This window comes from Rhizobium sp. BR 249, from assembly GCF_047445895.1.
Lineage (GTDB): Bacteria > Pseudomonadota > Alphaproteobacteria > Rhizobiales > Rhizobiaceae > Rhizobium.
The window spans coordinates 60,972-81,923 of the sequence record NZ_JARWKX010000003.1 but is presented as its reverse complement, the minus strand read 5'-3'; the positions used below and the strand labels follow the sequence as shown (position 1 = coordinate 81,923).

General features: G+C 61.5%; 23 protein-coding genes. 15 read left to right on the top strand and 8 right to left on the bottom strand.

The features are described 5' to 3' along the window. Positions 1 to 6 precede the first annotated feature (6 nt). The 3 genes from QD408_RS04335 to QD408_RS04325 all read right to left on the bottom strand — a co-directional run bounded on the left by QD408_RS04335 (position 7) and on the right by QD408_RS04325 (position 2,925). The gene (locus QD408_RS04335) at positions 7 to 939 is read right to left on the bottom strand and encodes a hypothetical protein (protein WP_414138463.1); all 933 of its coding nucleotides are present in this window, start codon (positions 937 to 939) and stop codon (positions 7 to 9) included. A 92-nt stretch (positions 940 to 1,031) separates the two neighbouring features. Then, on the bottom strand, positions 1,032 to 2,039 hold the full coding sequence (locus QD408_RS04330) for an alpha/beta hydrolase (RefSeq protein ID WP_088682001.1): 1,008 nt from the start codon (positions 2,037 to 2,039) through the stop codon (positions 1,032 to 1,034). Then, positions 2,032 to 2,925 (bottom strand): MBL fold metallo-hydrolase, encoded by an 894-nt coding sequence (locus QD408_RS04325; protein ID WP_414138462.1) that lies wholly within the window; start codon positions 2,923 to 2,925, stop codon positions 2,032 to 2,034. Before QD408_RS04325 ends, QD408_RS04330 begins: the two co-directional genes overlap by 8 nt. Positions 2,926 to 3,012: 87 nt before the next feature. Here QD408_RS04325 and QD408_RS04320 point away from each other — a divergent pair, with 87 nt between their 5' ends. Then, entirely contained in the window at positions 3,013 to 3,948 is a 936-nt protein-coding gene (locus QD408_RS04320; protein WP_088681999.1) for a LysR family transcriptional regulator, read from the top strand. A 45-nt stretch (positions 3,949 to 3,993) separates the two neighbouring features. Here the strand turns inward: QD408_RS04320 and QD408_RS04315 are convergent, their stop codons facing one another. After that, complete coding sequence (locus tag QD408_RS04315; protein WP_088681998.1) at positions 3,994 to 4,617, bottom strand: TIGR00730 family Rossman fold protein; 624 nt, start codon at positions 4,615 to 4,617, stop codon at positions 3,994 to 3,996. A gap of 155 nt (positions 4,618 to 4,772) precedes the next feature. Here QD408_RS04315 and QD408_RS04310 point away from each other — a divergent pair, with 155 nt between their 5' ends. The 5 genes from QD408_RS04310 to QD408_RS04290 all read left to right on the top strand — a co-directional run bounded on the left by QD408_RS04310 (position 4,773) and on the right by QD408_RS04290 (position 11,119). Further along, positions 4,773 to 6,806: a LysM peptidoglycan-binding domain-containing protein gene (locus tag QD408_RS04310; RefSeq protein WP_088681997.1), complete on the top strand. Its 2,034-nt coding sequence runs from the start codon at positions 4,773 to 4,775 to the stop codon at positions 6,804 to 6,806. Positions 6,807 to 7,021: 215 nt separating this feature from the next. Further along, positions 7,022 to 8,899, top strand: a complete 1,878-nt coding sequence (locus QD408_RS04305; protein WP_088681996.1) for an ABCB family ABC transporter ATP-binding protein/permease — start codon at positions 7,022 to 7,024, stop codon at positions 8,897 to 8,899. 137 nt (positions 8,900 to 9,036) lie between these two features. Then, positions 9,037 to 9,735, top strand: coding sequence for a phosphatidylserine decarboxylase (locus QD408_RS04300; protein ID WP_017963685.1), 699 nt, complete (start codon positions 9,037 to 9,039; stop codon positions 9,733 to 9,735). A gap of 121 nt (positions 9,736 to 9,856) precedes the next feature. Continuing rightward, the gene (pssA, locus tag QD408_RS04295) at positions 9,857 to 10,702 is read left to right on the top strand and encodes a CDP-diacylglycerol--serine O-phosphatidyltransferase (RefSeq protein WP_088681995.1); all 846 of its coding nucleotides are present in this window, start codon (positions 9,857 to 9,859) and stop codon (positions 10,700 to 10,702) included. A 270-nt stretch (positions 10,703 to 10,972) separates the two neighbouring features. Continuing rightward, the gene (locus QD408_RS04290) at positions 10,973 to 11,119 is read left to right on the top strand and encodes a hypothetical protein (RefSeq protein WP_190237425.1); all 147 of its coding nucleotides are present in this window, start codon (positions 10,973 to 10,975) and stop codon (positions 11,117 to 11,119) included. Positions 11,120 to 11,210: 91 nt separating this feature from the next. On the opposite strand, the gene QD408_RS04285 is transcribed toward QD408_RS04290, so the two are convergent. After that, the gene (locus QD408_RS04285) at positions 11,211 to 11,975 is read right to left on the bottom strand and encodes an SOS response-associated peptidase (protein WP_414138461.1); all 765 of its coding nucleotides are present in this window, start codon (positions 11,973 to 11,975) and stop codon (positions 11,211 to 11,213) included. Positions 11,976 to 12,016: 41 nt separating this feature from the next. Beyond that, complete coding sequence (locus QD408_RS04280; protein WP_414138568.1) at positions 12,017 to 12,337, bottom strand: YnfA family protein; 321 nt, start codon at positions 12,335 to 12,337, stop codon at positions 12,017 to 12,019. Positions 12,338 to 12,455: 118 nt separating this feature from the next. On the opposite strand from QD408_RS04280, the gene QD408_RS04275 reads away from it, so the two are divergent. The 8 genes from QD408_RS04275 to QD408_RS04240 all read left to right on the top strand — a co-directional run bounded on the left by QD408_RS04275 (position 12,456) and on the right by QD408_RS04240 (position 17,503). Continuing rightward, entirely contained in the window at positions 12,456 to 12,872 is a 417-nt protein-coding gene (locus QD408_RS04275; protein WP_414138460.1) for an NUDIX hydrolase, read from the top strand. 34 nt (positions 12,873 to 12,906) lie between these two features. After that, complete coding sequence (locus QD408_RS04270) at positions 12,907 to 13,356, top strand: TIGR02301 family protein (protein WP_190237424.1); 450 nt, start codon at positions 12,907 to 12,909, stop codon at positions 13,354 to 13,356. A 103-nt stretch (positions 13,357 to 13,459) separates the two neighbouring features. Continuing rightward, on the top strand, positions 13,460 to 13,717 hold the full coding sequence (locus tag QD408_RS04265; RefSeq protein ID WP_064692442.1) for a hypothetical protein: 258 nt from the start codon (positions 13,460 to 13,462) through the stop codon (positions 13,715 to 13,717). 18 nt (positions 13,718 to 13,735) lie between these two features. Continuing rightward, positions 13,736 to 14,491 carry a hypothetical protein gene (locus QD408_RS04260; protein ID WP_088681992.1) on the top strand — a complete coding sequence of 252 codons (756 nt, stop codon included), beginning with the start codon at positions 13,736 to 13,738 and terminating at the stop codon, positions 14,489 to 14,491. Positions 14,492 to 14,589: 98 nt separating this feature from the next. Continuing rightward, on the top strand, positions 14,590 to 15,426 hold the full coding sequence (locus tag QD408_RS04255; RefSeq protein WP_414138459.1) for a YgfZ/GcvT domain-containing protein: 837 nt from the start codon (positions 14,590 to 14,592) through the stop codon (positions 15,424 to 15,426). A 29-nt stretch (positions 15,427 to 15,455) separates the two neighbouring features. Next, positions 15,456 to 16,028, top strand: coding sequence for a YfbR-like 5'-deoxynucleotidase (locus tag QD408_RS04250; RefSeq protein ID WP_088682089.1), 573 nt, complete (start codon positions 15,456 to 15,458; stop codon positions 16,026 to 16,028). Continuing rightward, positions 16,025 to 16,555 (top strand): tyrosine phosphatase family protein, encoded by a 531-nt coding sequence (locus QD408_RS04245; RefSeq protein WP_414138458.1) that lies wholly within the window; start codon positions 16,025 to 16,027, stop codon positions 16,553 to 16,555. The genes QD408_RS04250 and QD408_RS04245 overlap by 4 nt, the downstream gene beginning before the upstream one ends. A 57-nt stretch (positions 16,556 to 16,612) precedes the next feature. Next, on the top strand, positions 16,613 to 17,503 hold the full coding sequence (locus QD408_RS04240; RefSeq protein ID WP_414138457.1) for a mechanosensitive ion channel family protein: 891 nt from the start codon (positions 16,613 to 16,615) through the stop codon (positions 17,501 to 17,503). Positions 17,504 to 17,530: 27 nt separating this feature from the next. Here QD408_RS04240 and QD408_RS04235 read toward each other — a convergent pair whose 3' ends face one another. Together QD408_RS04235 and QD408_RS04230 are read right to left on the bottom strand one after the other, a co-directional pair. Beyond that, the gene (locus QD408_RS04235; RefSeq protein WP_414138456.1) at positions 17,531 to 18,046 is read right to left on the bottom strand and encodes a superoxide dismutase family protein; all 516 of its coding nucleotides are present in this window, start codon (positions 18,044 to 18,046) and stop codon (positions 17,531 to 17,533) included. Positions 18,047 to 18,173: 127 nt separating this feature from the next. After that, entirely contained in the window at positions 18,174 to 18,515 is a 342-nt protein-coding gene (locus tag QD408_RS04230) for a hypothetical protein (protein ID WP_088681987.1), read from the bottom strand. A 450-nt stretch (positions 18,516 to 18,965) separates the two neighbouring features. Between QD408_RS04230 and QD408_RS04225 the strand changes: the two genes are divergently transcribed. Continuing rightward, positions 18,966 to 20,843 (top strand): putative bifunctional diguanylate cyclase/phosphodiesterase, encoded by a 1,878-nt coding sequence (locus tag QD408_RS04225; protein ID WP_414138455.1) that lies wholly within the window; start codon positions 18,966 to 18,968, stop codon positions 20,841 to 20,843. Positions 20,844 to 20,952: the final 109 nt, after the last annotated feature.

Below are 20,952 nucleotides of genomic sequence, written 5' to 3'. Positions count from 1 at the left end.
GTTGGCTCAAAGCCAGGATAGCAGCGCTGTGCGGACGAGAATTCCGGTCAATGCGCTCAAGATGGCAACCCTCGCCACCGAGCGGAGCGCCGGCACTGAAGCGACAAGAATGGATAGGCCGGGAAGATCGAGAGGGTTCAGCAGAAATGCGGATCCGTGAATGATTTTCTCCGGCGGAAGGCTCAGTTCCTTGTGGGCGTTAAGCAGCAGGGTGACCGCTGCGCTCGATCCTGCCAGGCACTTTGTGAGCAGGAAGAGGACATCCTGCTGCGAGGCGCCGAGCAGCTGAAGCAATGGCTGCGCAGCGGACGTGAAGGCGGAAAGTGCGCCTGTGCTTTCGGTAAGCCTTACAAGAGCCAATGAGATCACGAGCACCGGCAGGATCGCAGAAACGACGCCCATAGCATCTGCGCCACCGCGATTTATCGCCGCCAGCAGATCGCGCCTTGTCACGTCGTGGTCCTCCGCCCTGTCGCAGGAAGAGGGCTTTCCGGGCAAGGAACGGCGCCCAACGATCCAACAGGCGAGAGTGGACGCAACGAGCGCTCCGCAAACGCCGTTTATTGTGATCAAGCCGGGATCGATACCGATACTTGCGAGCGGGAAACTGGCATTTGCCGGCGCAGCCGCAAGCACCGCCGCAAAGGCGGCGGCCATAAATTTATCCGATGTTCTTTTGTGCGCCATCAGCGACAGGGCAGCAACCGGGGCAGCCGAACTTACGAGGCTGAGCTGGATGATCGCCAAGGCCCCAAAACCGTCCAGGCCGAAAAGTCTGAAGAGCAGGTTGGCCTTGCCGGCGATTGATCGCAGTGCGCTCATGCCCTCGAGGTAGCGCATCAGCGAAAAGGTCACGATCATTAGCGGCAGAAAGGTGAATATGGCGATGTCGACGGCACTTCGTCCGGCATCCAGGATTGCGGTGATCAGAATTATCATGGGAACGACTGGTTTGATGGACGTGAACGCGCGGCCGGCTTGATGGAGGAAGCGGGCTCCGGATTCGATCCCGGAGCCACGTCGTTCAGACTCTATTCCGGTTTGAAATCTTCCTCGAAGAAGCGGGCAACCTCGGAATAGACCTGCATGCGGTGGCTCTCCATGAGGGCGAGATGCGTCACCTCCCCGATTTCCACCCATCGCCTGTAGGAGGCACCGGTCAGTTGCTCGAAATAGGTCCGCGCTAGCTCGAGCGGGACGTCGATGTCCCATTCGCCGTGCAACAACAGCACCGGCGCGCGAATCTCGCTTGGCCGATAATAGGGCGCTCCAGCTCTCCAGTAGGTGCGGATGTCCTGGATCGGCCCGTTGGTGGCCCGGAGTTTGCCTTGCTCTCTGTCGGCCTGCGACGGCTCCTCCGAGAGGGTCAGTGCGGCCCAGAGGTCGAACCAGCCCTCAGGCACAAGACGTTCACGCGCGTATTCGGGTGCGGTGCCTAGCCAACGCGCCAGGGCCGCATGGACGGGAACAAGCCTGTAGGAGCCGAGCGCGCCGCCCTGATCGATGGGGATGGCAACGTCACTGAGCCATTGCGGCGCGAGCAAGGAGAGCTTGACGACCTTGTCGGGGTTGCGCGCAGCATATGCACCGGCCACGGTACCGCCCCACGACATTGCAAAGACGTTAACGTTCTTGAGGTCGCGAAGTCGAAGGACGAAATCGATGGCCGTTGCGAAGTCGGTGACGCCGGTGTCTGTGGCGACAAGAGGCGGGTTGAGATCGGGCGCCGCCTGCATCTCTGGCGGGCGGGTCGATCTTCCATAGCCCCGGACATCAACCGCAAAGACATCGAAGCCTCGATGAGCGAGGAAGTCGATGAAGGACATCCCGTTGAAGGGAACGTCGTAAAGACTTCCGGACGAGAAGGTTGCCCCATGCACCATCACGATCGTTTTCCCCGCGAGAAAGACTTTGTGGTCCTTCCTTCGCTTATTGCGGATATAGAGCTTGATGCCATCGGTTCCGCTATCAACGTAATGCTCGTCGAATACGATTTCGCCGGCGTCAAAAGCTGAAGATGCGAGCTTGTTGTCAGACATAGGACCACCTGAATTTTTCGCCGTCGCGGGTTACATATCCAGCAGACGAACCTGGAAAGTGCGTGGAGAAGTACATGGCGCGATTATCGGCCGCGAGTTCGAGGACGCGCCGTCTGGACTGGGCAGCCTGATCCAGGAATTCGCAGAAGACCGTGTTGAGGTCGGGCCGTTCCACCTGGATCGGATGATGCATGACATCGCCGGCGAAGATTGCCGCTTGATTGTCCGCCTCCAGCAGAACGGACATATGGCCGATGCTGTGCCCAGGCGTCGGCAAGAAGGTAAAGTGATCCAGGAAACGACCGCCTGCACCGTCGATGAAATCGGCAAGACCCGCCTCGATCACTGGTCGCACGCTGTCTTCATAGACGCCGGCGCTGGGAATGTTGACGTCGTTGTGGCTTGCCGTCGACGCATAATATTCCTGCTCGGCGCGTGGGAAGATGTAGCGTGCGTTTTTGAAAGTGGGGATCCATCTTCCGTCTTCGAGAACGGTATTCCAGCCGGAATGATCGACGTGGAGATGGGTATTTATGACGAAGTCGACGTCTTCGGGCTCGACACCTGCCTGGCGCAACCTGTGGAGAAACGGGAGGGTCTGCTGATGGAAAGCGAGATTGCGCGGTCTTTCCTTATCGTTACCCGAACCCGTGTCGATGAGGATGACGTGGTCGGGCGTCCTGACAAGCCAGCTATGGATGCTCACCACAAGGGCATCGCGGCCCTCTTCCATATCGATGGCGGAAAGACGTGGCTCAACCGCCTTGATTTCCTCAGATCCGGCGGTCGGGTAGAGAAATGAGGGCGGAACGTTGTGCAGATACTGCTCCAGCACCTTTCTGACCGTCACGCCGGCAATACGATATTCCTTTCCAAGATCGCTCATGGAATTTCCTTTCGAGTTGAACTGAACCGGGACAGCGCTGTCTGATGGCTATGGACAGTAGGGACAATTCATGCAACGATCAAATCGATGAATGAAATTGTCTCCATCGATCATTTCAATTTGTGGTCTTTCGACCTCAACCTCCTCGTCGCCTTCGATGCCCTCATGAAGGAGCGGAGCGTGACGAAGGCGGCTGTCCGGCTGAAAATCCAGCAGCCCGCCATGAGCCATAATCTCGGCACTCTACGGATCTTGCTTCAGGACGAGCTGTTCGTGCGTGTCGGCCAGGTCATGCAGCCGACCCATCGGGCGCTGCGTTTCGCCGAAGCCGTGGAGCAGATACTCACCCGCACGCAGCAGGCGATCGTAACGCCGGCGACCTTCGAGCCGGGCCGGGCTGAGCAGATATTCCGCATCGGCTTTTCCAGCGAGCTTGAGGTGCTGCTCGTGCCGCGTCTCGCCGCTATGTTGAGCGAGACGGCCCCCGGTATCAAAGTGCTTGCGCGAGCGGTCGACCCCGAGCTGGTCCATAAGCTCCTGGACGACAATATCATCGACCTCGGCGTCGGCTGCTACAATGACGGCAACAACAGACACCGGCGGAACCTGCTGTTCGAGCAATCGCTGATGTGTTGCTACAATCCGAAGCTTCTTGATCTTCCCGAAACTTTGGACCGCGACAGCTATGTCGGCCTGAAGCATGCCCTGGTTTCCCAGAAGGACGCCATCGAAGGGTGCATCGATGATGCGTTGAAGCGGATCAACGTGCGACTCGACGTGTCGGTGGCTGCGCCGGAATTCCTGACCGTGCTGACCGCCGTCCTCGAAGCGCCCCTGATCGCGACCCTGCCGACCAGAATCGTGAAGCGCTATGCCGGCCTGTTCGGCTTGGCGGTCGCCGAGGTTCCCCTCGATTTGACGGTGAGCCCGATATCGATGGTCTGGTCGGCGGCAAGCGACAATGATCCCGCCAACCGGTGGATGCGGCATCAGGTGACTGAGCTTGTTTCAGCCTATAGCTGAATAGGTCCGCGAAAGGCTAATCAGCGCCAGGGGCTGCTGCCCTGCCTACATTTTGGAAATCACCTCATCTTCGCCGTCACGATCGGCGGCGAGCTGGGCTGCCTGGGCCATGATCGCCGGAATGATGCCGGAGACATCGTCGACGACCAAAGGCTGCACCCGATGGGCGGTGTGGACGAAGCCTTCGCCGGTCATATGACGCAGCAGCTCCATCATCGGATCCCAGAAGCCGTTGATGTTGGCAAAAACCATCGGCTTTTCATGGCGGCCGAGCTGTGCCCAGGTCATGATCTCGACGATTTCCTCCAGCGTGCCGATGCCGCCCGGCAGGGCGACGAAGGCATCGGAGCGCTCGAACATCGTATGTTTGCGCGCATGCATGTCAGGAGTTACAATGAGTTCGTTGAGCTGACCGAGCGAGTGGCGCGTCGCTTCCATATCGATCAGGAATTCGGGAATGATGCCGGTGACCTGACCGCCGCCTGAAAGCACGCCACTTGCCACTGCGCCCATGATGCCTTTGGTGCCCCCGCCATAGACGAGGCGCAGGCCGTATTCGGCGATCTCTCTTCCGAGAGCACGCCCGGCCGCCATGTGCGAGGGATCGCGTCCCGGCCTGGAGCCGCAGTAAACGCAGATGGATCGAATCGATACAGATTGCTCGGTCATAGAGGCGAAACAACTATTCCATTTCAATGCAGTCAAGAAAATTGACTGAAAAGCAGCGTGCCTAGCTTGCCTAATTGCTTTGAATGCTTGTGAAAAGCAACGGGAATCGCTAGCAATTTTGGTTACTACGGCAAATTGCCGCCTTGGGAGACATAATGATGAAGAACCGTGCCGGCTTGCTGGCCCTTGCAGTGCTCGTAATCGCAATCTTACTGATGGTGTTTTTCGTCATGCCGCGCATCGGCGGCGATGCAACCAAAGTCGGCGATGCCATCAACCAGGCGAGCACGGAACTCAAGAACACGGTTAACGAGGCGGCAAAGACATCACGCTCCGCGGTAACGGACTCGGCTGCCGTGTCCGAACAGGTAGGCCGCCTCTCCGCCGATGCCGGCACATCCCTCAGCGAACTTAGGACACTGTTTGCCGACGGCAAGGGGCCGGCCATCGACGTCTTCACCGCCGCCAAGACCAAGGCCGTCAAAGCATTGACCGCGCTTGCCGATTTTGTCGTTCCCGACGGCGTCGATCCCGCCACCCAGACCGTAGCCGCCAAGGCCAAGGACGGCGGCGCGAAGGCGCTCGCCATCGTTCAGGCGCTCCCTGAGAATGCCGCCGATGCGCTTGCCGCCGTCGCCAAGGCCGAGGCAGCGCTGACCGGTGCGCCAGAGCCTGCCGCCTCTGCGGCGAATACGCCGGCGCAGAATACCGGCCCGAAGCTTCCGGCCTTCGACATCTTGCGCGTCGAACCTGACGGTTCCACCGTGATTGCCGGCTCCGCCGAACCGAACGGCAAGCTCGAGGTGCTCGACGGCGACAAGGTGGTGACGACGGCCAATGTCGATGCGAGCGGCGATTTCGCCGCCGTCCTCGACAATCCCCTTCCCGCAGGCGATCACCAGCTCGTGCTGAAGGTCACGGGCAAGGATGGCAAGAGCACGCTTTCCGAAGAGGTCGCGACCGTTTCCGTGCCGAAGGACGGCAACGGCGCCAATCTGCTCGCCATGGTTTCCAAACCTGGCGCGGCGAGCCGCATCATCACCGCGCCGAAGGGTGAAACGGAAGTCGCCGATGCCTCCAATCCGTCGCCTGCCGACAATTCGGCTGCGGCTGGGGCTCCTGCGGCCGCCGCGCCGACCGGCGAGCTGGCGCTGCAGACACCGAACCCGACCGAAGCCTCTTCCGGCAGCGCCAATAGCGAGACCGCCGCTCCCGGCACGGCCGCACCCGACAAGGCAGTCGCGCCTGATGTGATGGTCAACGCCGTCGAGATCGAAGGTAACAAGATCTTCATTGCCGGCACGACCCGCGCCAATGCCAAGGTCCTCGGCTATGCCGACGACAACCTCATCGGCCAGGACACGGCCGGCTCAGACGGCCATTTCGTCATCGACGGCGTGGCGGCGCTCTCGGTCGGCGACCACAAGATCCGCGTCGATGTCGTCGACCCCACGGGCAAGGTGATCGTGCGCGCCGCCGTGAACTTCAACCGTCCGGCGGGCGATCAGGTGAGGGTCGCCGCGCAATCGGCTCCCGCCGACGCGAACGGCGCCGCTTCGCTGGTCCCCCTCGACGAAGGCGAACTCGGCAAGCGCAAGGCCGAAGCCGGCAAGGCCTTCGGCCTGCTGAAGGGTCTGTTTGCGGACGGTAAACAACCCGGCGTCGAACAGCTTGCAGCTGCGCGCTCGGCAACGGAATTTGCCCTGCGCTCCGTCACCGACTTCCGCCCGGAAACCGATGCGTCCGAGGCTTTCAAGCAGGCATCCGGCTCCGCCTCGCGGACGGCCTCGAATGCGCTGACACTGCTTCAGGGCCTGCCGAAGGATGCGAAATCCGTCGGCGCCGCAATCGAGCGGCTCGGCGCGCTGATCGCCGAACTCACCGCTCAGCCCGCGCCGGCGGCACCCGCCGCAAACGATGCGGCCAGCAACGAGCCGAAGACGATCGAGCAGGCGCCGCTGACGGCAAACAACGCGGCCGTCATCATCCGCCGCGGCGATACGTTGTGGCAGATTTCGCGCCGCACCTATGGGCTCGGCGTTCGCTATACGACGATCTACATCGCCAATGAGGACAAGATCACCGACCCCGATCGCATCCGCCCGGGCCAGATCTTCGGCCTGCCGAAGGATGTGCTGCCGAACGCCGAAGAGCTGCACCGCAAACGCCTCTCCGGCCAGCGCCTCTGAGGCTGGCAAAGACAAGCTGAGCAAGCCGGGCGGGATAACCGCCCGGCTTATCTTTTCCAGAACCCCGCACGTGTTGTATTCGTCCGGCCGGCACCTTATCTGGCGATGGCGGCTCAGGATCGCGGGAAACGCTTTCAGGCACGCCCCACGGTCCGCGCTCTGCCGGGCATCGAAGCGCCGCACCGCGGCAAGTCCCATCCGGACTGGAGACAGGCATGGCAAACGGCAAGACAGTCTCGGAATCCCATCTGCTGCAGACGCTTCTCAACCTCTGGCCCTATATGTGGCCGGCCGGCCGGCCCGATCTCAAGATGCGTGTCGTCTGGGCCTCGGTCTACCTGCTCATCTCCAAGTTCGTCCTGCTGCTCGTCCCCTATTTCTTCAAATGGTCAACCGATGCGCTGAACGGCAGGATGGATCTCGCCGGCACCGTGCCGCCGCTGCTTGCGGGCGCGATCGCGCTCGTCATCGCCTATAACGTCACCCGGCTGATCCAGCTCGGCCTCAACCAGCTGCGTGATGCGCTGTTTGCCAGCGTCGGGCAACATGCGGTGCGCCAGCTCGCCTACCGAACCTTCGTGCACATGCACGAGCTGTCGCTGCGTTTTCATCTGGAGCGCAAGACGGGCGGTCTCTCGCGCATCATCGAGCGCGGCACCAAGGGCATCGAGACGATCGTGCGCTTCACGATCCTCAATTCGGTTCCAACAGTCATCGAGTTCCTGCTCACGGCCGCGATCTTCTGGTGGGGCTACGGCTTTTCCTATCTGGCCGTCACCGCCTTCACGGTCTGGGCCTATATCTGGTTCACGATCCGCGCATCCGACTGGCGCATCGCCATCCGCCGGTCGATGAACGACAGCGATACCGACGCCAACACCAAAGCGATCGACTCGCTCCTCAATTTCGAGACCGTCAAATATTTCGGCAATGAAGAGATGGAGGCGAAGCGCTTCGACAAATCGATGGAGCGCTACGAGAAGGCGGCGACCGATGTCTGGACCTCGCTCGGCTGGCTGAACTTCGGCCAGGGCGTGATCTTCGGCATCGGCACGACGATCATGCTGGTGCTCTCGGCGCTGGCCGTGCAGCGCGGCGAGCAGACGGTCGGCGATTTCGTCTTCGTCAATTCGATGCTGTTGCAGCTTTCCGCGCCGCTCAACTTCATCGGCTTCGTCTACCGCGAAATCCGCCAGGGCCTGACCGACATCGAGCAGATGTTCGATCTCCTGGAAGTGAAAGCCGAGGTCAAGGACGCGCCCGATGCCACCGAGCTTCGGATCGGCCAGGGTGCGATTTCCTTCAAGGACGTGCATTTCTCCTACGATCCGGCCCGTCCCATCCTGAAAGGCATTTCCTTCGAGGTGCCGGCCGGCAAGACGGTCGCCGTCGTCGGCCCGTCGGGCGCCGGCAAATCGACGCTGTCACGCCTGCTCTATCGTTTCTACGACATCCAGAGCGGCACGATTACCGTCGACGGCCAGGATATTCGCGGTGTGACGCAGAAGAGCCTGCGCTCCGTCATCGGCATGGTGCCGCAGGATACCGTGCTCTTCAACGATACGGTCGCCTACAATATCCGCTACGGCCGGACATCGGCCAGCGACGGCGAAGTCTATGCGGCGGCCGAGGTAGCGCAGATCGCCCATTTCATCGAAATGCTGCCTGAAGGCTTCGAGACCAAGGTCGGCGAACGCGGGCTCAAGCTTTCGGGCGGCGAGAAGCAGCGGGTGGCAATCGCCCGCACCATCCTCAAGGCGCCGCCGATCCTGATCCTCGACGAGGCGACGTCGGCGCTCGACACGACGACGGAGCGGGAAATCCAGACGGCGCTCGACGTGGTTTCGAAAAACCGCACGACGCTCGTCATCGCCCATCGGCTTTCGACGGTCATCGGCGCCGACGAGATCATCGTGCTCAAAAGCGGCGAGATCGCCGAGCGCGGAACACATGCCGCCCTGCTCGAAATGAACGGCCTCTATGCCTCGATGTGGAACCGCCAGCGCGAGGCCACGCAGGCCGAGGAACATCTGAAGCAGGTGCGCGAGAGCGACGACATGGGCGTTGTCACGCGGCTTGCGCCGGCAAACTAATTGGGGAACCCGATGGCCGCGCCGGCTTTTGTTGTTCAGAACCCCGGCATGCGAGCCGGGGCCGAGGCCGCAGCATTGCCCAGAAGGCGGTTTTTCGGTAACCAGCGAAAAACGACAACGCAAGGAGACCGGCAGCCATGAGCCTGTTCAACACGGTTCGCAACACGATCGTCCCCGTGCACAAGGAAGGCTATCCCTTCGTTGCCGCCTTCTTCGTCGCCTCGCTGGTGCTGGGCTGGATCTTCAAGCCGCTCTTCTGGATCGGCATGATCTTCACGCTCTGGTGCGCCTATTTCTTCCGCGATCCCGAACGCGTGACCCCGCAGGACGACGATCTGGTGATCTCTCCCGCCGACGGCAAGGTCTCGGCGATCCAGATGGTGACGCCCCCGGCCGAGCTCAACCTCGGCTCGGAGCCGATGCTTCGCATCTCGGTCTTCATGAATGTCTTCAATTGCCATGTGAACCGGGCGCCGATGCGCGGGCGGATCGTCAGCATCAATTACCGCTCCGGCAGCTTCGTCAATGCCGAACTCGACAAGGCGAGCGAGGACAACGAGCGCAACGGGCTGGTGATCGAAACCCGCCACGGCCAGATCGGCGTCGTCCAGATCGCCGGCCTTGTCGCGCGGCGCATCCTCTGCTGGGCAAACCCGAACGAGCCGGTGGATGCCGGCGAGCGCTTCGGGCTGATCCGTTTCGGCTCGCGCCTCGACGTCTTCCTGCCCGCGGGCGCCGCACCGCGCGTCTCGCTCGGCCAGACGGCAGTTGCGGGGGAAACCGTCATCGCCGAATTCGCCTCCGCCAAAGGCCCTGTCATCAGCCGCCGCAGCTAAAGCGCGTCGCGATCTTTCAGATTCGCTCCTTGCGCTTTAGGTCCTTGTTTTACGCATGTCGTTGCCGCAAAACCGCTGCACACTTTTGCGCGACATGCTTTAGGAAGAATTGGAACGCGATATGGAAACGCCCTTTCCGCCTTTCGAACCCAACGGACCGGATGATTCTGCGCGCGGTCCGCGTCTGCGCGAAATACCGTTTCGGCTCGTCTTTCCGAACCTCATCACCATCCTGGCGATCTGCGCCGGATTGACCGGCATCCGGCTTGCTTTCGAAAACCGTTACGAGCTCGCCGTTTCCATGGTGCTGCTCGCCGCTTTCCTCGACGGCATCGACGGGCGCGTGGCGCGGCTGATGAAGGCGACTTCGAAGTTCGGCGCGCAGATGGATTCGCTTGCCGATATCGTCAATTTCGGTGTCGCACCCGCCCTCGTCGTCTATGTCTTCGCGCTCGACCAGGCGCGCTCGCTCGGCTGGATCGCCGCGCTGATCTATGCGATCGCCGCCGGCCTCCGCCTTGCCCGCTTCAACGTCATGGCAGAACGCGAAAACAAGGCGAGCTGGCAATCGGAATATTTCGTCGGCGTGCCGGCGCCGGCCGGCGCCATGCTGGTGCTGCTGCCGGTTTATCTCGGCTTCCTCGGGCTCGCGACCGACCGCACCTTCGCCTATATTTCGTCGATCTACACCGTCGCCATCGCCTTCTTGCTGATCAGCCGGCTGCCGGTCTGGTCGGGGAAGTCGGAGGGCAACCGGTTGCGGCGCGATCTCGTGCTGCCGATGATGCTCGGCGTCGTGCTCTATGTGGCTCTGCTGATGAGCTACACCTGGGAGGTGATGGTCTTCACCGTTGCCGCCTACCTCGTCTCGCTTCCCTTCGGCGCGCGCAAATGGCGCCGGAAATACGGGACGCTGACGATCGAAGAACCCGGCGTCGGCGACGACGATATCGGCCGGCACATCTGACCTGTCGCATTCCCTGCTCTTTCTCATGGGAAATGCTCCTCTCTCACGTACTCCCCGACAACGAAGCGCTTTGCTCAGAAAAAGCGCTTCGCACTTTTGTTGGAACTCCTCCCTTCAGTAAGTATTAACCAACGTAGGCTTCAGTTAAGGCTCGCGAATTATGGTGCGTGTTTACAAATCCTGATAGGCGACGCCTCCGTTTTGTCGCTATTCATGACGAAACAGCAAACAATAAAATGACTAGGGAAGATCCACGTAATGGAGAGTATCGTGACCTCGAAGAAGAACAGTACCGGCGAAAAGCAACCGGCCAAGCCCGATCTCAGCGCCAACTACCGCCCGGTCGGCTTGAAGGCCGTTGCCGCAGCGTCGCTGATGGCGAAGCACAAGCCGGGCAGCGTCAAGAAATCCGCTTGAAGCGTCACGCTCAAGCCTTCGACTTCATCCCAGGTCGGCAGTCCGTTTGGGTTGACACGCTTTAGATCTAGCTGACGAAGCGGATGGAGTTTCAGAAAAAACTGAGCTGGCCGTCGTCAGGCTTCTGCTTCTCAGGCGCCTTGGCCGGCTTTTCGATGACGACCGGCTCCTGCAGGTCAGGCCCCATATTGGCGACCTTGTTGACCTTGTCGGAGACAGGTATGGCCTCGAAGAAATCTTCCTGAACAGGCCGCATCAGGTCGGCCACCTCGCGCGGTTCCTGCGTCTTGCAATCCAGCCAGCGCGAGAAATCCTCGGGATTGATGACGACAGGCATGCGATCGTGAATCGCTGAAATCCCTGAATTGGCCGCCGTCGTCAGGATCGCACCGGTATCGACCTCGGAGCCATCTGCCGAGGACCACGTCTCCATCAAACCGGCAAAGGCGACGACCCCGCCCCGGCGCGGCCTGATCCAATAGGCCTGCGGCCTCTCACCGCTTTCCTTGGACGGGCGATGCCATTCATAGAAGCCGGAGGCGGGAATCAGCACCCGGCGATGGCGCATCGCCGCACGGAACGAAGCCTTGCCGATCGCGGTCTCCGCGCGCGCGTTGATCAGCAGCGGGAACTCCTTCGGATCCTTCACCCAAGCCGGCGTAAGCCCCCAGCGCACGAGCACGGCGCGACGGTCGGCCGAATTGCTGCCGCGCTCCCTGCCCTCACCCGCTATGACAACGAGGATCGGCTGCGTCGGCGCGATGTTGTAGCGCGCCGGAAAGTCGTCGAGGTCGAGACCGGAGAAGAAGTCGCTCAACTCGGCAATGGAGCTTGTCAGGGCGAAACGTCCACACATCGGCCTGTCTTTACACCCGGCCGGCCTCCGGTCAAGGCGACTCAGGCTCTGGATCCAAACAGGATGAGGCTCGCCCCGGCGAGGCAGATCAGCGCGCCTGAGATATCGTAGCGATCGGGCACGCGGCTTTCGACCAACCAGAGCCAGAGCAACGACGCCACGATATAAATGCCGCCATAGGCCGCGAAGGTGCGCCCGGCAGCCTCGCTCGGCACCAGCGTCAGAAGCCAGGCGAAAAGCGCGAGCGAGACCATGCCCGGCGCCAGCCACCAGATAGGTTTTTCGAGTTTCAGCCATGCCCAGAAGGCAAAGCAGCCGGCAATCTCGAAGATCGCCGCCAAGGCGTAAAGGATGTAGGTCACGGAAACACCTTTCGAATCCATCACGACTATTCCCGCGAAAACTGGGGAAGCCAAGCGGCGGCGGCATGCAAATATCGGTTCATCGGATAGGATGAGCCGTCACAGCAAGAGCGCCCCCATGACCTCCACCGCCAAAGCCGCCTCTTCCGCCATTCTCGAACGCGATGGACGATTCCTTCTGGTGCTCAGGCGTAACCCGCCTTCCGCCGAGATGTATGCCTTTCCCGGCGGGCGGGCCGAGCCGGGCGAAACGCCGGAGCAGACGGCGCTTCGGGAATTCCATGAGGAAACCGGCATCTCGGCGCGCAATCCACGGCTGTTTTCCACCTATGACCTGAAGACGCATGCGGCCGACGGCGGCGTCAGCAGCCATTTCCTGCTGTCGGTCTTTCGTGTCGACGCGGATCGGGATGCGGTGGCGGAAGCGGCCGACGATGCAGCCGCCCTTGGCTGGTACACGGTTGAGGAAATCCGGCGGCTGCCGGTGCCGCAGAGCGTGCTCGAATGCGCCGAGCGGTTGGCGGGCGGCGAATAGAAGTGGAAATTTCCGGGCACGCCTTGTTGCCGTCATGCTCAGCGTATCAACTGATCGCATGATTCCCGTTCGGCGCGTTTTCCTGTCCCTGCTCGTTCTGGCCGGCCCAACGCTGGCGCAGGGCAAGAATACGCCGGCTCCTCCACCGGTGGAAGAGACTGCCCCGCCGGCTCCGGTGATCGTGCCTTATGACGACAAACTGGCGCGGTTCGCCGAGGTGCTGGGTTCGGTGCACTACCTGAGAACCCTCTGCAAGGCAGCGGGCGGCGACGAGTGGCGAAGGGGCATGCAGCGACTGCTCGATTCGGAGGCGGGGAACGAGCCGCAGCGCAAGGAAAAGCTCACCGCGGCCTTCAATCGCGGCTATCGCGCCTTTGCCTCCGTCTATACGGATTGCACCCCGGCCGCCATCGTGGCAGAAGAGCGCTACCGTAACGAAGGTGCAACACTCGCCACAGAAATTACCTCGCGCTTTGGAAATTGACGTTTAATTAACCTGTTTTCGCATGCGGACGTGTCGTTTTGGGAAAAGGCTGTTAGTGTTATTAACGGTGCAGTAAGACATGAGAAGTTCTGAGGAAAAGACAATGGAAGCAAGCCTCAACGACATCGACGACATGATCGTTCACGAGAAGATGCAGGCGGCTCTGGAGTACCAGAACGAGGCTTGGGCCGACGGCATGGCCGACGGAATCGAGCCTGAAATCATTGCCGATGCCGCCATTGCGCATGCGCTGCGCGAGACGATCAGATTGCATGGGGAAAGCAGCGCCGAAGCCCTTCTCGATTCGCTGCGCGAGCGCATGCTTGCCGGTGAATTTTCCGCGAACCGCACCCTGCAATAACCGATATCAGAGAGTTTGATGCGCACCGGTAAAGAGAAAGTTTCGCGAATCCCGCTCGCGCCGGTGCTGCTTGCGTTCGGCCTGGCCGGCAACGTTTTCCTGGCGCCGTCAGCTTACGCGCTTTCCGAACTGCACAAGATCCCCGGCCAAGCCGCCAATGACGCGCCATCCGCAGCGGGAGGCGCCCAGGCGCAGAGCCAGCCGCAGGGCGGAGCCGCTCCCGGCGTTCCCATGGCCGATCCGCTGGTCAACAGCCAGAACAATCAGGGTGTCGACAAGACCCCAAGCGCCCAGGATAATTCCAAGCCCGCCGAGGTGATCTACGACATCAGCAAGGCGCCCGAGCCTGTCCGCAAGATGCGCGAACAGATCGTCGAGGCAGCCGCCTCCGGCGATCTCGAGCGGCTGCGGCCGCTGATGGGCACAGGCGCCGGCCAGACCCAGGTCACGGTGGGCGAGCCGACCGACGACCCGATCAGCACGCTGAAGGATCTTTCGGGCGATCCCGATGGAGACGAAATCCTCGCCATCATGCTCGATATCATCTCGACCGGTTTCGTACATGTCGGCCAGGGCACAGCAGACGAGATGTATGTCTGGCCCTATTTCGCCGAAAAGGACCTGAAGTCGCTGACGCCGCCGGAGCGCGTCGAGCTGCTGCGCATCGTCACGGCAGGCGATCTTTCCGACATGCAGGAATTCGGCGGATATAATTTCTATCGCGTCGGCATCACGCCGGACGGCAAATGGAAATTCTTCACCGCAGGCGATTGAAGCTATCCCGGTTCAGGCCTTTGGCGCCTTGCATGGCGCTTGCGATCCATCCCGCAAAGACATACCTCTGAGCGATGACCAACGCGACGGGTTCCGCCATGCCAGACGTATTCCTGAAAGACCGCTCACTGCTCTTCGTCAGCGGCGCGGAAGCCCAATCCTTCCTGCAGAACCTGATCACCACCGATATCGTTGCGCTCGAGCCGGATGAGGCGCGGCCCGGCGCACTGCTGACGCCGCAAGGCAAGATCCTGTTCGATTTCATCATCTGGCAGGAAGTCGGCGGCTACGCGATCGAAACGGATGCCAGCCAGCGCGACGGCCTGCTGAAGCGGCTGACGATGTACAAGCTGCGCGCCGCCGTGACCCTTGCGCCGCATGCCGAAGAAGGCGTCACCGTCTCCTGGGGCGCTGATGCAGATGGCGCCCGGGACAGCCGCTTTGCCAAGGCGGGCATCACGCTGACCCGCCGGGCAGGAAGGCACGGCGACGACGCGGAAGCGCTCTACGACGCGCTGCGCATCCGCCACGGCATCGTGACGTCGGGACCGGATTTTGCGCTGCAGGATGCCTTCCCGCATGACGTCCTGATGGATCTGAACGGCGGCCTCTCCTTCAAGAAAGGCTGCTATGTCGGCCAGGAGGTCGTCTCGCGCATGCAGCACCGCGGCACCGCCCGCCGGCGCGTCGTCACGGTTTCCGCCGCAACCGCCTTGCCGGAGACGGGAACGGAGATCACCGCGGCCGGAAAGCCTGTGGGAACGCTCGGCTCGGTGGAAGGCGACAAGGGACTGGCGATCGTGCGCATCGACCGTGTGGGTGCCGCGATTGCGGCGGATACGCCACTGCTTGCCGGCGAAACGCCCGTTTCTCTCGCCCTGCCGGAATGGTCCGGTCTCGTCTTTCCCACGAGCGCCGATGAGGCAAGCGCGTGACTGCCAAAGCTCCACGCGCCTGGCAGCGCATGCTGTCCGGGCGCAGGCTCGACCTGCTCGACCCCTCGCCGCTCGATGTCGAACTCGTCGATATCGCCCATGGACTTGCGCGCGTTGCCCGCTGGAACGGCCAGACCTCAGGCGATCACGCCTTTTCGGTGGCGCAGCACAGTCTCATCGTCGAGGATATTTTTCGACGCTTCAACGATGCCAAGCCGGCGGAATGCCTGATGGCGCTGCTGCACGACGCGCCTGAATATGTGATCGGCGACATGATCTCACCGTTCAAATCAGTGGTCGGAGGCGGATACAAGGCGGTGGAAACACGGCTGGAGGCCGCCGTCCACCTGCGTTTCGGCCTGCCGCCGCATCCCTCGCGCGATCTCAAGGAGCGGATCAAGAAGGCCGATACGATCGCCGCCTATTTCGAAGCGACGGTGCTCGCCGGCTTCACGCCTGCCGAGGCGCAGAAATTCTTCGGCCAGCCGCGCGGCATCAGCAGGGACATGCTGATGATCGAGCCGCTGCCGGCCCTGGAAGCACAGCGGCTGTTCTGCGAGCGTTTCGCGGCGATCGAGGCCGAACGGGGGATGGCAGCATGAGCTTCATCGTCGTCTCGCCGCTTTCGCGCATCGCGGAAATGGCCGTGCGCCACAAGGCGCGTGACATGATCAGCCTAGTCGCCAAGGAGCAGGCCTTTCATCGGCCCGGCGTGATCGCGGCCGAACGCCATCTGACGCTTGGCATGAACGACATCACCTTCAAGGGCACCGGCGATCTCGTGGCGCCTGACGAGACGCATGTTCGAGCCCTCATCGACTTTGCCGCCTCCTGGCGCCAGGAGACACCGCTGCTCATCCATTGCTGGATGGGTGTGTCGCGATCGCCCGCGGCGGCCCTGATCGCCGCTCTGTCGCTCGCGCCGGATCAGAGCGAGGAAACGCTTGCCCAGCGGCTGCGGGTCGCCTCGCCTTTCGCGACGCCGAATGCCCGGCTGATCGAAATCGGCGACGCCCTGCTCGGTCGCGGCGGCCGGCTGGTTGCGGCAGTGCGGGCCATCGGACGCGGCGCCGATGCCGATGGCAACGCGCCTTTCCTGCTCGCGATCAGGGACACCGCCGGCGGTTGACGCTGCCGTCACCTGCTCCATCTAGCCCACGACGCATGATCAGCAGGGCCAGACTCCATGGAACAGCAGGCAAACGATGTCCTCCTCGCCACGCGCACCGCGCTCAGCCAGGCAAGCGCACTCGCCGTACAATATTCCTTCTCGATTCTCGGGGCAGTGATCCTGCTCGTCGTCGGCTGGACGCTCGCCGGTTTTATCAGCCGCTGGGCCTATGAGGGCCTGTCGCGCATCCATGGCATCGACGAGACCCTGGCACGCTTCTTTACCAATGTGGTGCGCTATGCGCTGCTCATCCTGGTATTCATTACCGTGCTCGGCCAGTTCGGCGTCCAGACCGCCTCGATCATCGCGGCACTCGGCGCTGCGGGCCTGGCGATCGGCCTGGCGCTGCAAGGGACGCTGCAGAACATCGCAGCCGGCATCATGCTGCTGGTCCTCAGGCCGTTTCGCGTCGGCGAATATATCGAGACCAGCAGTGTCGCCGGCACCGTGCGCGAAATCGGATTGTTTGCGACCGAACTCAGAACCGGCGACGGGCTCTATCGGCTGGCGCCGAATTCGACGCTCTGGAACACGCCGATCACCAATTTCAGCCGTCAGCCTACACGGCAGCATGAGGTGAAGATCAAGGTCGGCTATGAGAATGACCTCGATCTGGCGATGGAGACGCTGAGGGGCCTTGCCAAAGCCGATTCCAGGGTTCTGCCGTCACCGGCACCCAGCGTTTTCGTCGACAGCCTCGCTGACAGCGCGATCTTCGTGACCCTGCGTTATTGGGCGAAGACCGGCGACTGGTGGGCAGTCAGCCGCGACATGCTGAAGCGCGTGAAGTTCGCCTTCGATGAGAAGGGTAATCCGGCCGAGGTGCCGAACTCTGCAGATGCGGCACCAACAAAGAAATCCAATGGCAGGGCCGCGGCCGAAAAGCCGGGGCCGACGCGGCAATGATTCGGATTGAAAGCATTGTGCCGCGGGCTACTGAACGACGCCGCAGGCAAGTCTTTCGCCGGCATCCCCTGACGGCTGGCTGCGATAATCATCCGAATTGGCGTGCACCATCAATGCACGGCCGCGAATGCCGTCGGTCTTGCCGTCGAGCGTGACCATGGTGTTGAAGATCTGCGCCCTCAACATGCCGTCCTGCCCGACATATTGATTGGGCATGTCGCCGGGGTGCGGGCCTTTGGCCGCCAGAATGCCGTGCTCCGCCTTCTCGGGATTGAAATGACCGCCCGCCGATTCATGATGGGTGGCAGCGTCGCAGCGGCCGGTCTCATGAACATGGAAGGCCACCCATTTGTTCGCCGGCAGTCCCGATATTTCGACTTCGATCAGGACGCCGCCGTTGGCGGCAGCCGTCAGCTGCGCGCGGCCATCTTCCTTCCCGTCCTTATCGACGAAATTGGCGATCGCCGTCTGCTTCTCCTGGGCGCCTGCCGGAAATGCAACCGCAAGCAGGCTCAGGGCGGCGATGGTGCACATGGCTTTCATGGAGATCTCCTTCCGTCCGGTTGTCCTTTTGAACGTGTCAGCCCGGAAGGTGTTCCTGTTCGAAGAGTTTCGAACGAGAAAAGCCGGCCAATGGCCGGCTCGCAGACATTTCAATTCGTGGCATCGCTTAGGCGACGGCGTTAAAATCGAACTGGCCGTAGGTGTTGCGGTAAAGATCGTCGGATTGATCGCCTGATGTCGGCGCTGTCTGCTGCAACGGATAGGGAACGGCAATGCTGCTTGTCGCGCCGCTGTGACGCGTATCCATCATCAGCGCAACAAGGCTGCCGGAGAATTTCGGCTGCGCATCGCTGGCCTGGTCGTCTTCCAGGAGCTCCTTGATGATACCGGGCTTCTCGTCCGCAGCGCGTTCGCCGCGGCTGAGCACGCCGTCACCATTGGCATCGAGCCGCGACAGCGTCGCCAGATATGCATATGAAGTATCTGAAACGGATGTGGTGCTGGTCATACAAACCTCCATCCACCGCCTTCTGCCGGTGGTGTTTGTACGCAATACGAAGGTGAAAAAATCGAGTGTTGAATCGCTGTTAAACTGATTTGCGCAGTGCGTCAATAAGTTGTTAACCTCTGCTTAACGATGATTGACAAAACCTAAAGACGCGAGGCTGGACAGTTTTCCACCCGCTCCAACCGATCGCCCGCCACCGCATTTCAGATGTTTTTCACATATAAAACAAATGCATGGCCGAACGGATGTCTCTGCTGCGGTGCAACCGAATATTAATCCGGCACGTACAAGATGGGAGCACAAATCACTACTAGGCCGTCTATCCCGCAGAAAATCAATTTCTGAGCACTTTTAGGAAGGTTCTTCCATGTCCGGCGCGATGAGGTACGTTCATCAAACGAAAACGCCTTCTGCCTTTATCGTCGCAACGTCCCTGCAAGATGCGCCCGCATGAAAGCCGAGACGCTCTTCTGGCAACAATGCGCGCAGGCCGTCACGGACGACGGATCGATCGATGCGCAGCGTCTCATGGATCTCGTGATTGCAACCTATCGCCGCCATGAAAGCGACTATGGCGAAATCGAGAGAAGCGCGGAAACGCTGCTGAGCGAAAACCACGCGATGCGAGGCGAGATTTCGGCGGTCACGCAGGCATTCGACGAACAGAAGAGACTTTTCGAAGTCGTTCTCAACAATCTGCCGATCGGTCTCAGCGTCTTCGACGCCGACCAGCGACTGCGGCTTTCCAATACCCGCTTCCGCCAACTCTTCGGCCTCAGGCGAGCAGATGTCGACGCCGGCGCGACGATCGCCGACCTTATCGGCAGAATACGCGGCGCCGAGAGCATCTGGACGACCCCTGAGCAGCGGAGCAGGAAGCATTCCTCTGCGCGTGCGAAGAACGACAGCCTCCGCCGGCGAGAATGGCAGATGGACGATGGCCGCATCATCCAGAGCATGGTGACCATCCTTCCCGACGGTAGCAGTATCGCGATCCATGCGGATATTACCGAGGATCGAAAGGCGGCCGAGCGCATTGCCTATCTCGCCCACCACGACCCGCTGACCGGCCTTCCGAACCGCATTCATTTCCGCGAGCGGGTGGATGCGGCACTTGCCGAGCGCAAGCCGGACGAGCAGATCGCCCTCGTGCACCTCAATCTCGACCGGTTCAAATCGATCAACAACACGATGGGCGCGTCGACCGGCGACGACATCCTGCAGCAGGTCGCCGATCGTATCCGCGCCTCTGCCGGTACGGAAAACATCCTGGCGCGTCTCGGTTCGGACGAGTTCGCCATTCTGCAGACAGGCAGGCAGCAACCGTGGAACGTGACGGCGCTGGCAGACCAGATCCGCCGAGAGCTTTCCGAACCATTCCTCCACGGCGAGAAACAAGTGGAGCTCAGCGTCTCCATGGGCATCGCGGTCGCACCCGGAGACGGAGAGGAAACCGACGTCCTCCTGAAACATGCCGGCGTGGCCCTCTCGCATGCCAAGGCGGACGGACGCAAACGCGAGCGCTTCTTCACCGGCGAGATGGAAGCGCAGATGCAGTTGCGCCACGCGCTGGAGGCAGACCTTCGAGCCGCCGTGCAGAAGGAAGAATTCGAGCTGCACTACCAACCGCTCTACGATCTCTCGCAGCGGCGCATCTGCGGCTTCGAAGCCCTGATACGCTGGAACCACCCGATCCGGGGCCGCATTTCGCCGATGGATTTCATTCCGCTTGCGGAAGAGGTCGGCCTCATCGTCGATATCGGCCGCTGGGTCCTGTGCCGGGCCTGCAGCGATGCGGCGCAATGGCCGGAAGGCATCAAGGTCGCCGTCAATGTTTCGGCGATCCAGTTCAGCGGCACCGATCTGCCGCAGGACGTCGGCGAAGCGCTCGCCGCCGCCTCGCTGACGCCATCGCGGCTCGAGCTCGAAATCACCGAGAGCGTGCTGATGGAAAATCTCGACGAGGTGCTGCCGATCCTGCATGCGTTGAAGGAGCGCGGCATCCGCATCTCGATGGACGATTTCGGCACCGGCTATTCTTCGCTGAGCTACCTCTCGAGCTTCCCTTTCGACAAGATCAAGATCGACAAATCCTTCGTCAGCGACATTGCCGACAACAAGGAGGCGCATGCGATCATGCGCGCGATCATCCTTCTCGGCGATGCGCTCGGCATGCGCGTCACCGTCGAAGGTGTCGAGAGCGCCGCACAACTGGCGCTGCTCGAATGTGAGGAATGCGACGAGATCCAAGGCTACTACATCAGTCCGCCGAGGCCGGCGCGCGAAGTCCCCCATCTTCTCTCGCTGCCGCCGAAGACGGCGGCATGAGGGATCGTTCCGAAGTCACTTCGATTGCGACTCGCGCGGCAAGCCGGTACTAGGACCTTTCCCCGGTCCAATAGAAGCATTCTGCCGGGTATCCATCTTCAGCCGATGT

Excerpts from the sequence above, each read along its gene's own strand:
- QD408_RS04335 (WP_414138463.1), bottom strand. The coding sequence starts at position 939 with ATGATAATTCTGATCACCGCAATCCTGGATGCCGGACGAAGTGCCGTC.
- QD408_RS04330 (WP_088682001.1), bottom strand. The coding sequence starts at position 2,039 with ATGTCTGACAACAAGCTCGCATCTTCAGCTTTTGACGCCGGCGAAATC.
- QD408_RS04325 (WP_414138462.1), bottom strand. The coding sequence starts at position 2,925 with ATGAGCGATCTTGGAAAGGAATATCGTATTGCCGGCGTGACGGTCAGA.
- QD408_RS04320 (WP_088681999.1), top strand. The coding sequence starts at position 3,013 with ATGAATGAAATTGTCTCCATCGATCATTTCAATTTGTGGTCTTTCGAC.
- QD408_RS04315 (WP_088681998.1), bottom strand. The coding sequence starts at position 4,617 with ATGACCGAGCAATCTGTATCGATTCGATCCATCTGCGTTTACTGCGGC.
- QD408_RS04310 (WP_088681997.1), top strand. The coding sequence starts at position 4,773 with ATGATGAAGAACCGTGCCGGCTTGCTGGCCCTTGCAGTGCTCGTAATC.
- QD408_RS04305 (WP_088681996.1), top strand. The coding sequence starts at position 7,022 with ATGGCAAACGGCAAGACAGTCTCGGAATCCCATCTGCTGCAGACGCTT.
- QD408_RS04300 (WP_017963685.1), top strand. The coding sequence starts at position 9,037 with ATGAGCCTGTTCAACACGGTTCGCAACACGATCGTCCCCGTGCACAAG.
- pssA (WP_088681995.1), top strand. The coding sequence starts at position 9,857 with ATGGAAACGCCCTTTCCGCCTTTCGAACCCAACGGACCGGATGATTCT.
- QD408_RS04285 (WP_414138461.1), bottom strand. The coding sequence starts at position 11,975 with ATGTGTGGACGTTTCGCCCTGACAAGCTCCATTGCCGAGTTGAGCGAC.
- QD408_RS04275 (WP_414138460.1), top strand. The coding sequence starts at position 12,456 with ATGACCTCCACCGCCAAAGCCGCCTCTTCCGCCATTCTCGAACGCGAT.
- QD408_RS04270 (WP_190237424.1), top strand. The coding sequence starts at position 12,907 with ATGCTCAGCGTATCAACTGATCGCATGATTCCCGTTCGGCGCGTTTTC.
- QD408_RS04265 (WP_064692442.1), top strand. The coding sequence starts at position 13,460 with ATGGAAGCAAGCCTCAACGACATCGACGACATGATCGTTCACGAGAAG.
- QD408_RS04260 (WP_088681992.1), top strand. The coding sequence starts at position 13,736 with ATGCGCACCGGTAAAGAGAAAGTTTCGCGAATCCCGCTCGCGCCGGTG.
- QD408_RS04255 (WP_414138459.1), top strand. The coding sequence starts at position 14,590 with ATGCCAGACGTATTCCTGAAAGACCGCTCACTGCTCTTCGTCAGCGGC.
- QD408_RS04250 (WP_088682089.1), top strand. The coding sequence starts at position 15,456 with ATGCTGTCCGGGCGCAGGCTCGACCTGCTCGACCCCTCGCCGCTCGAT.
- QD408_RS04245 (WP_414138458.1), top strand. The coding sequence starts at position 16,025 with ATGAGCTTCATCGTCGTCTCGCCGCTTTCGCGCATCGCGGAAATGGCC.
- QD408_RS04240 (WP_414138457.1), top strand. The coding sequence starts at position 16,613 with ATGGAACAGCAGGCAAACGATGTCCTCCTCGCCACGCGCACCGCGCTC.
- QD408_RS04235 (WP_414138456.1), bottom strand. The coding sequence starts at position 18,046 with ATGAAAGCCATGTGCACCATCGCCGCCCTGAGCCTGCTTGCGGTTGCA.
- QD408_RS04230 (WP_088681987.1), bottom strand. The coding sequence starts at position 18,515 with ATGACCAGCACCACATCCGTTTCAGATACTTCATATGCATATCTGGCG.
- QD408_RS04225 (WP_414138455.1), top strand. The coding sequence starts at position 18,966 with ATGAAAGCCGAGACGCTCTTCTGGCAACAATGCGCGCAGGCCGTCACG.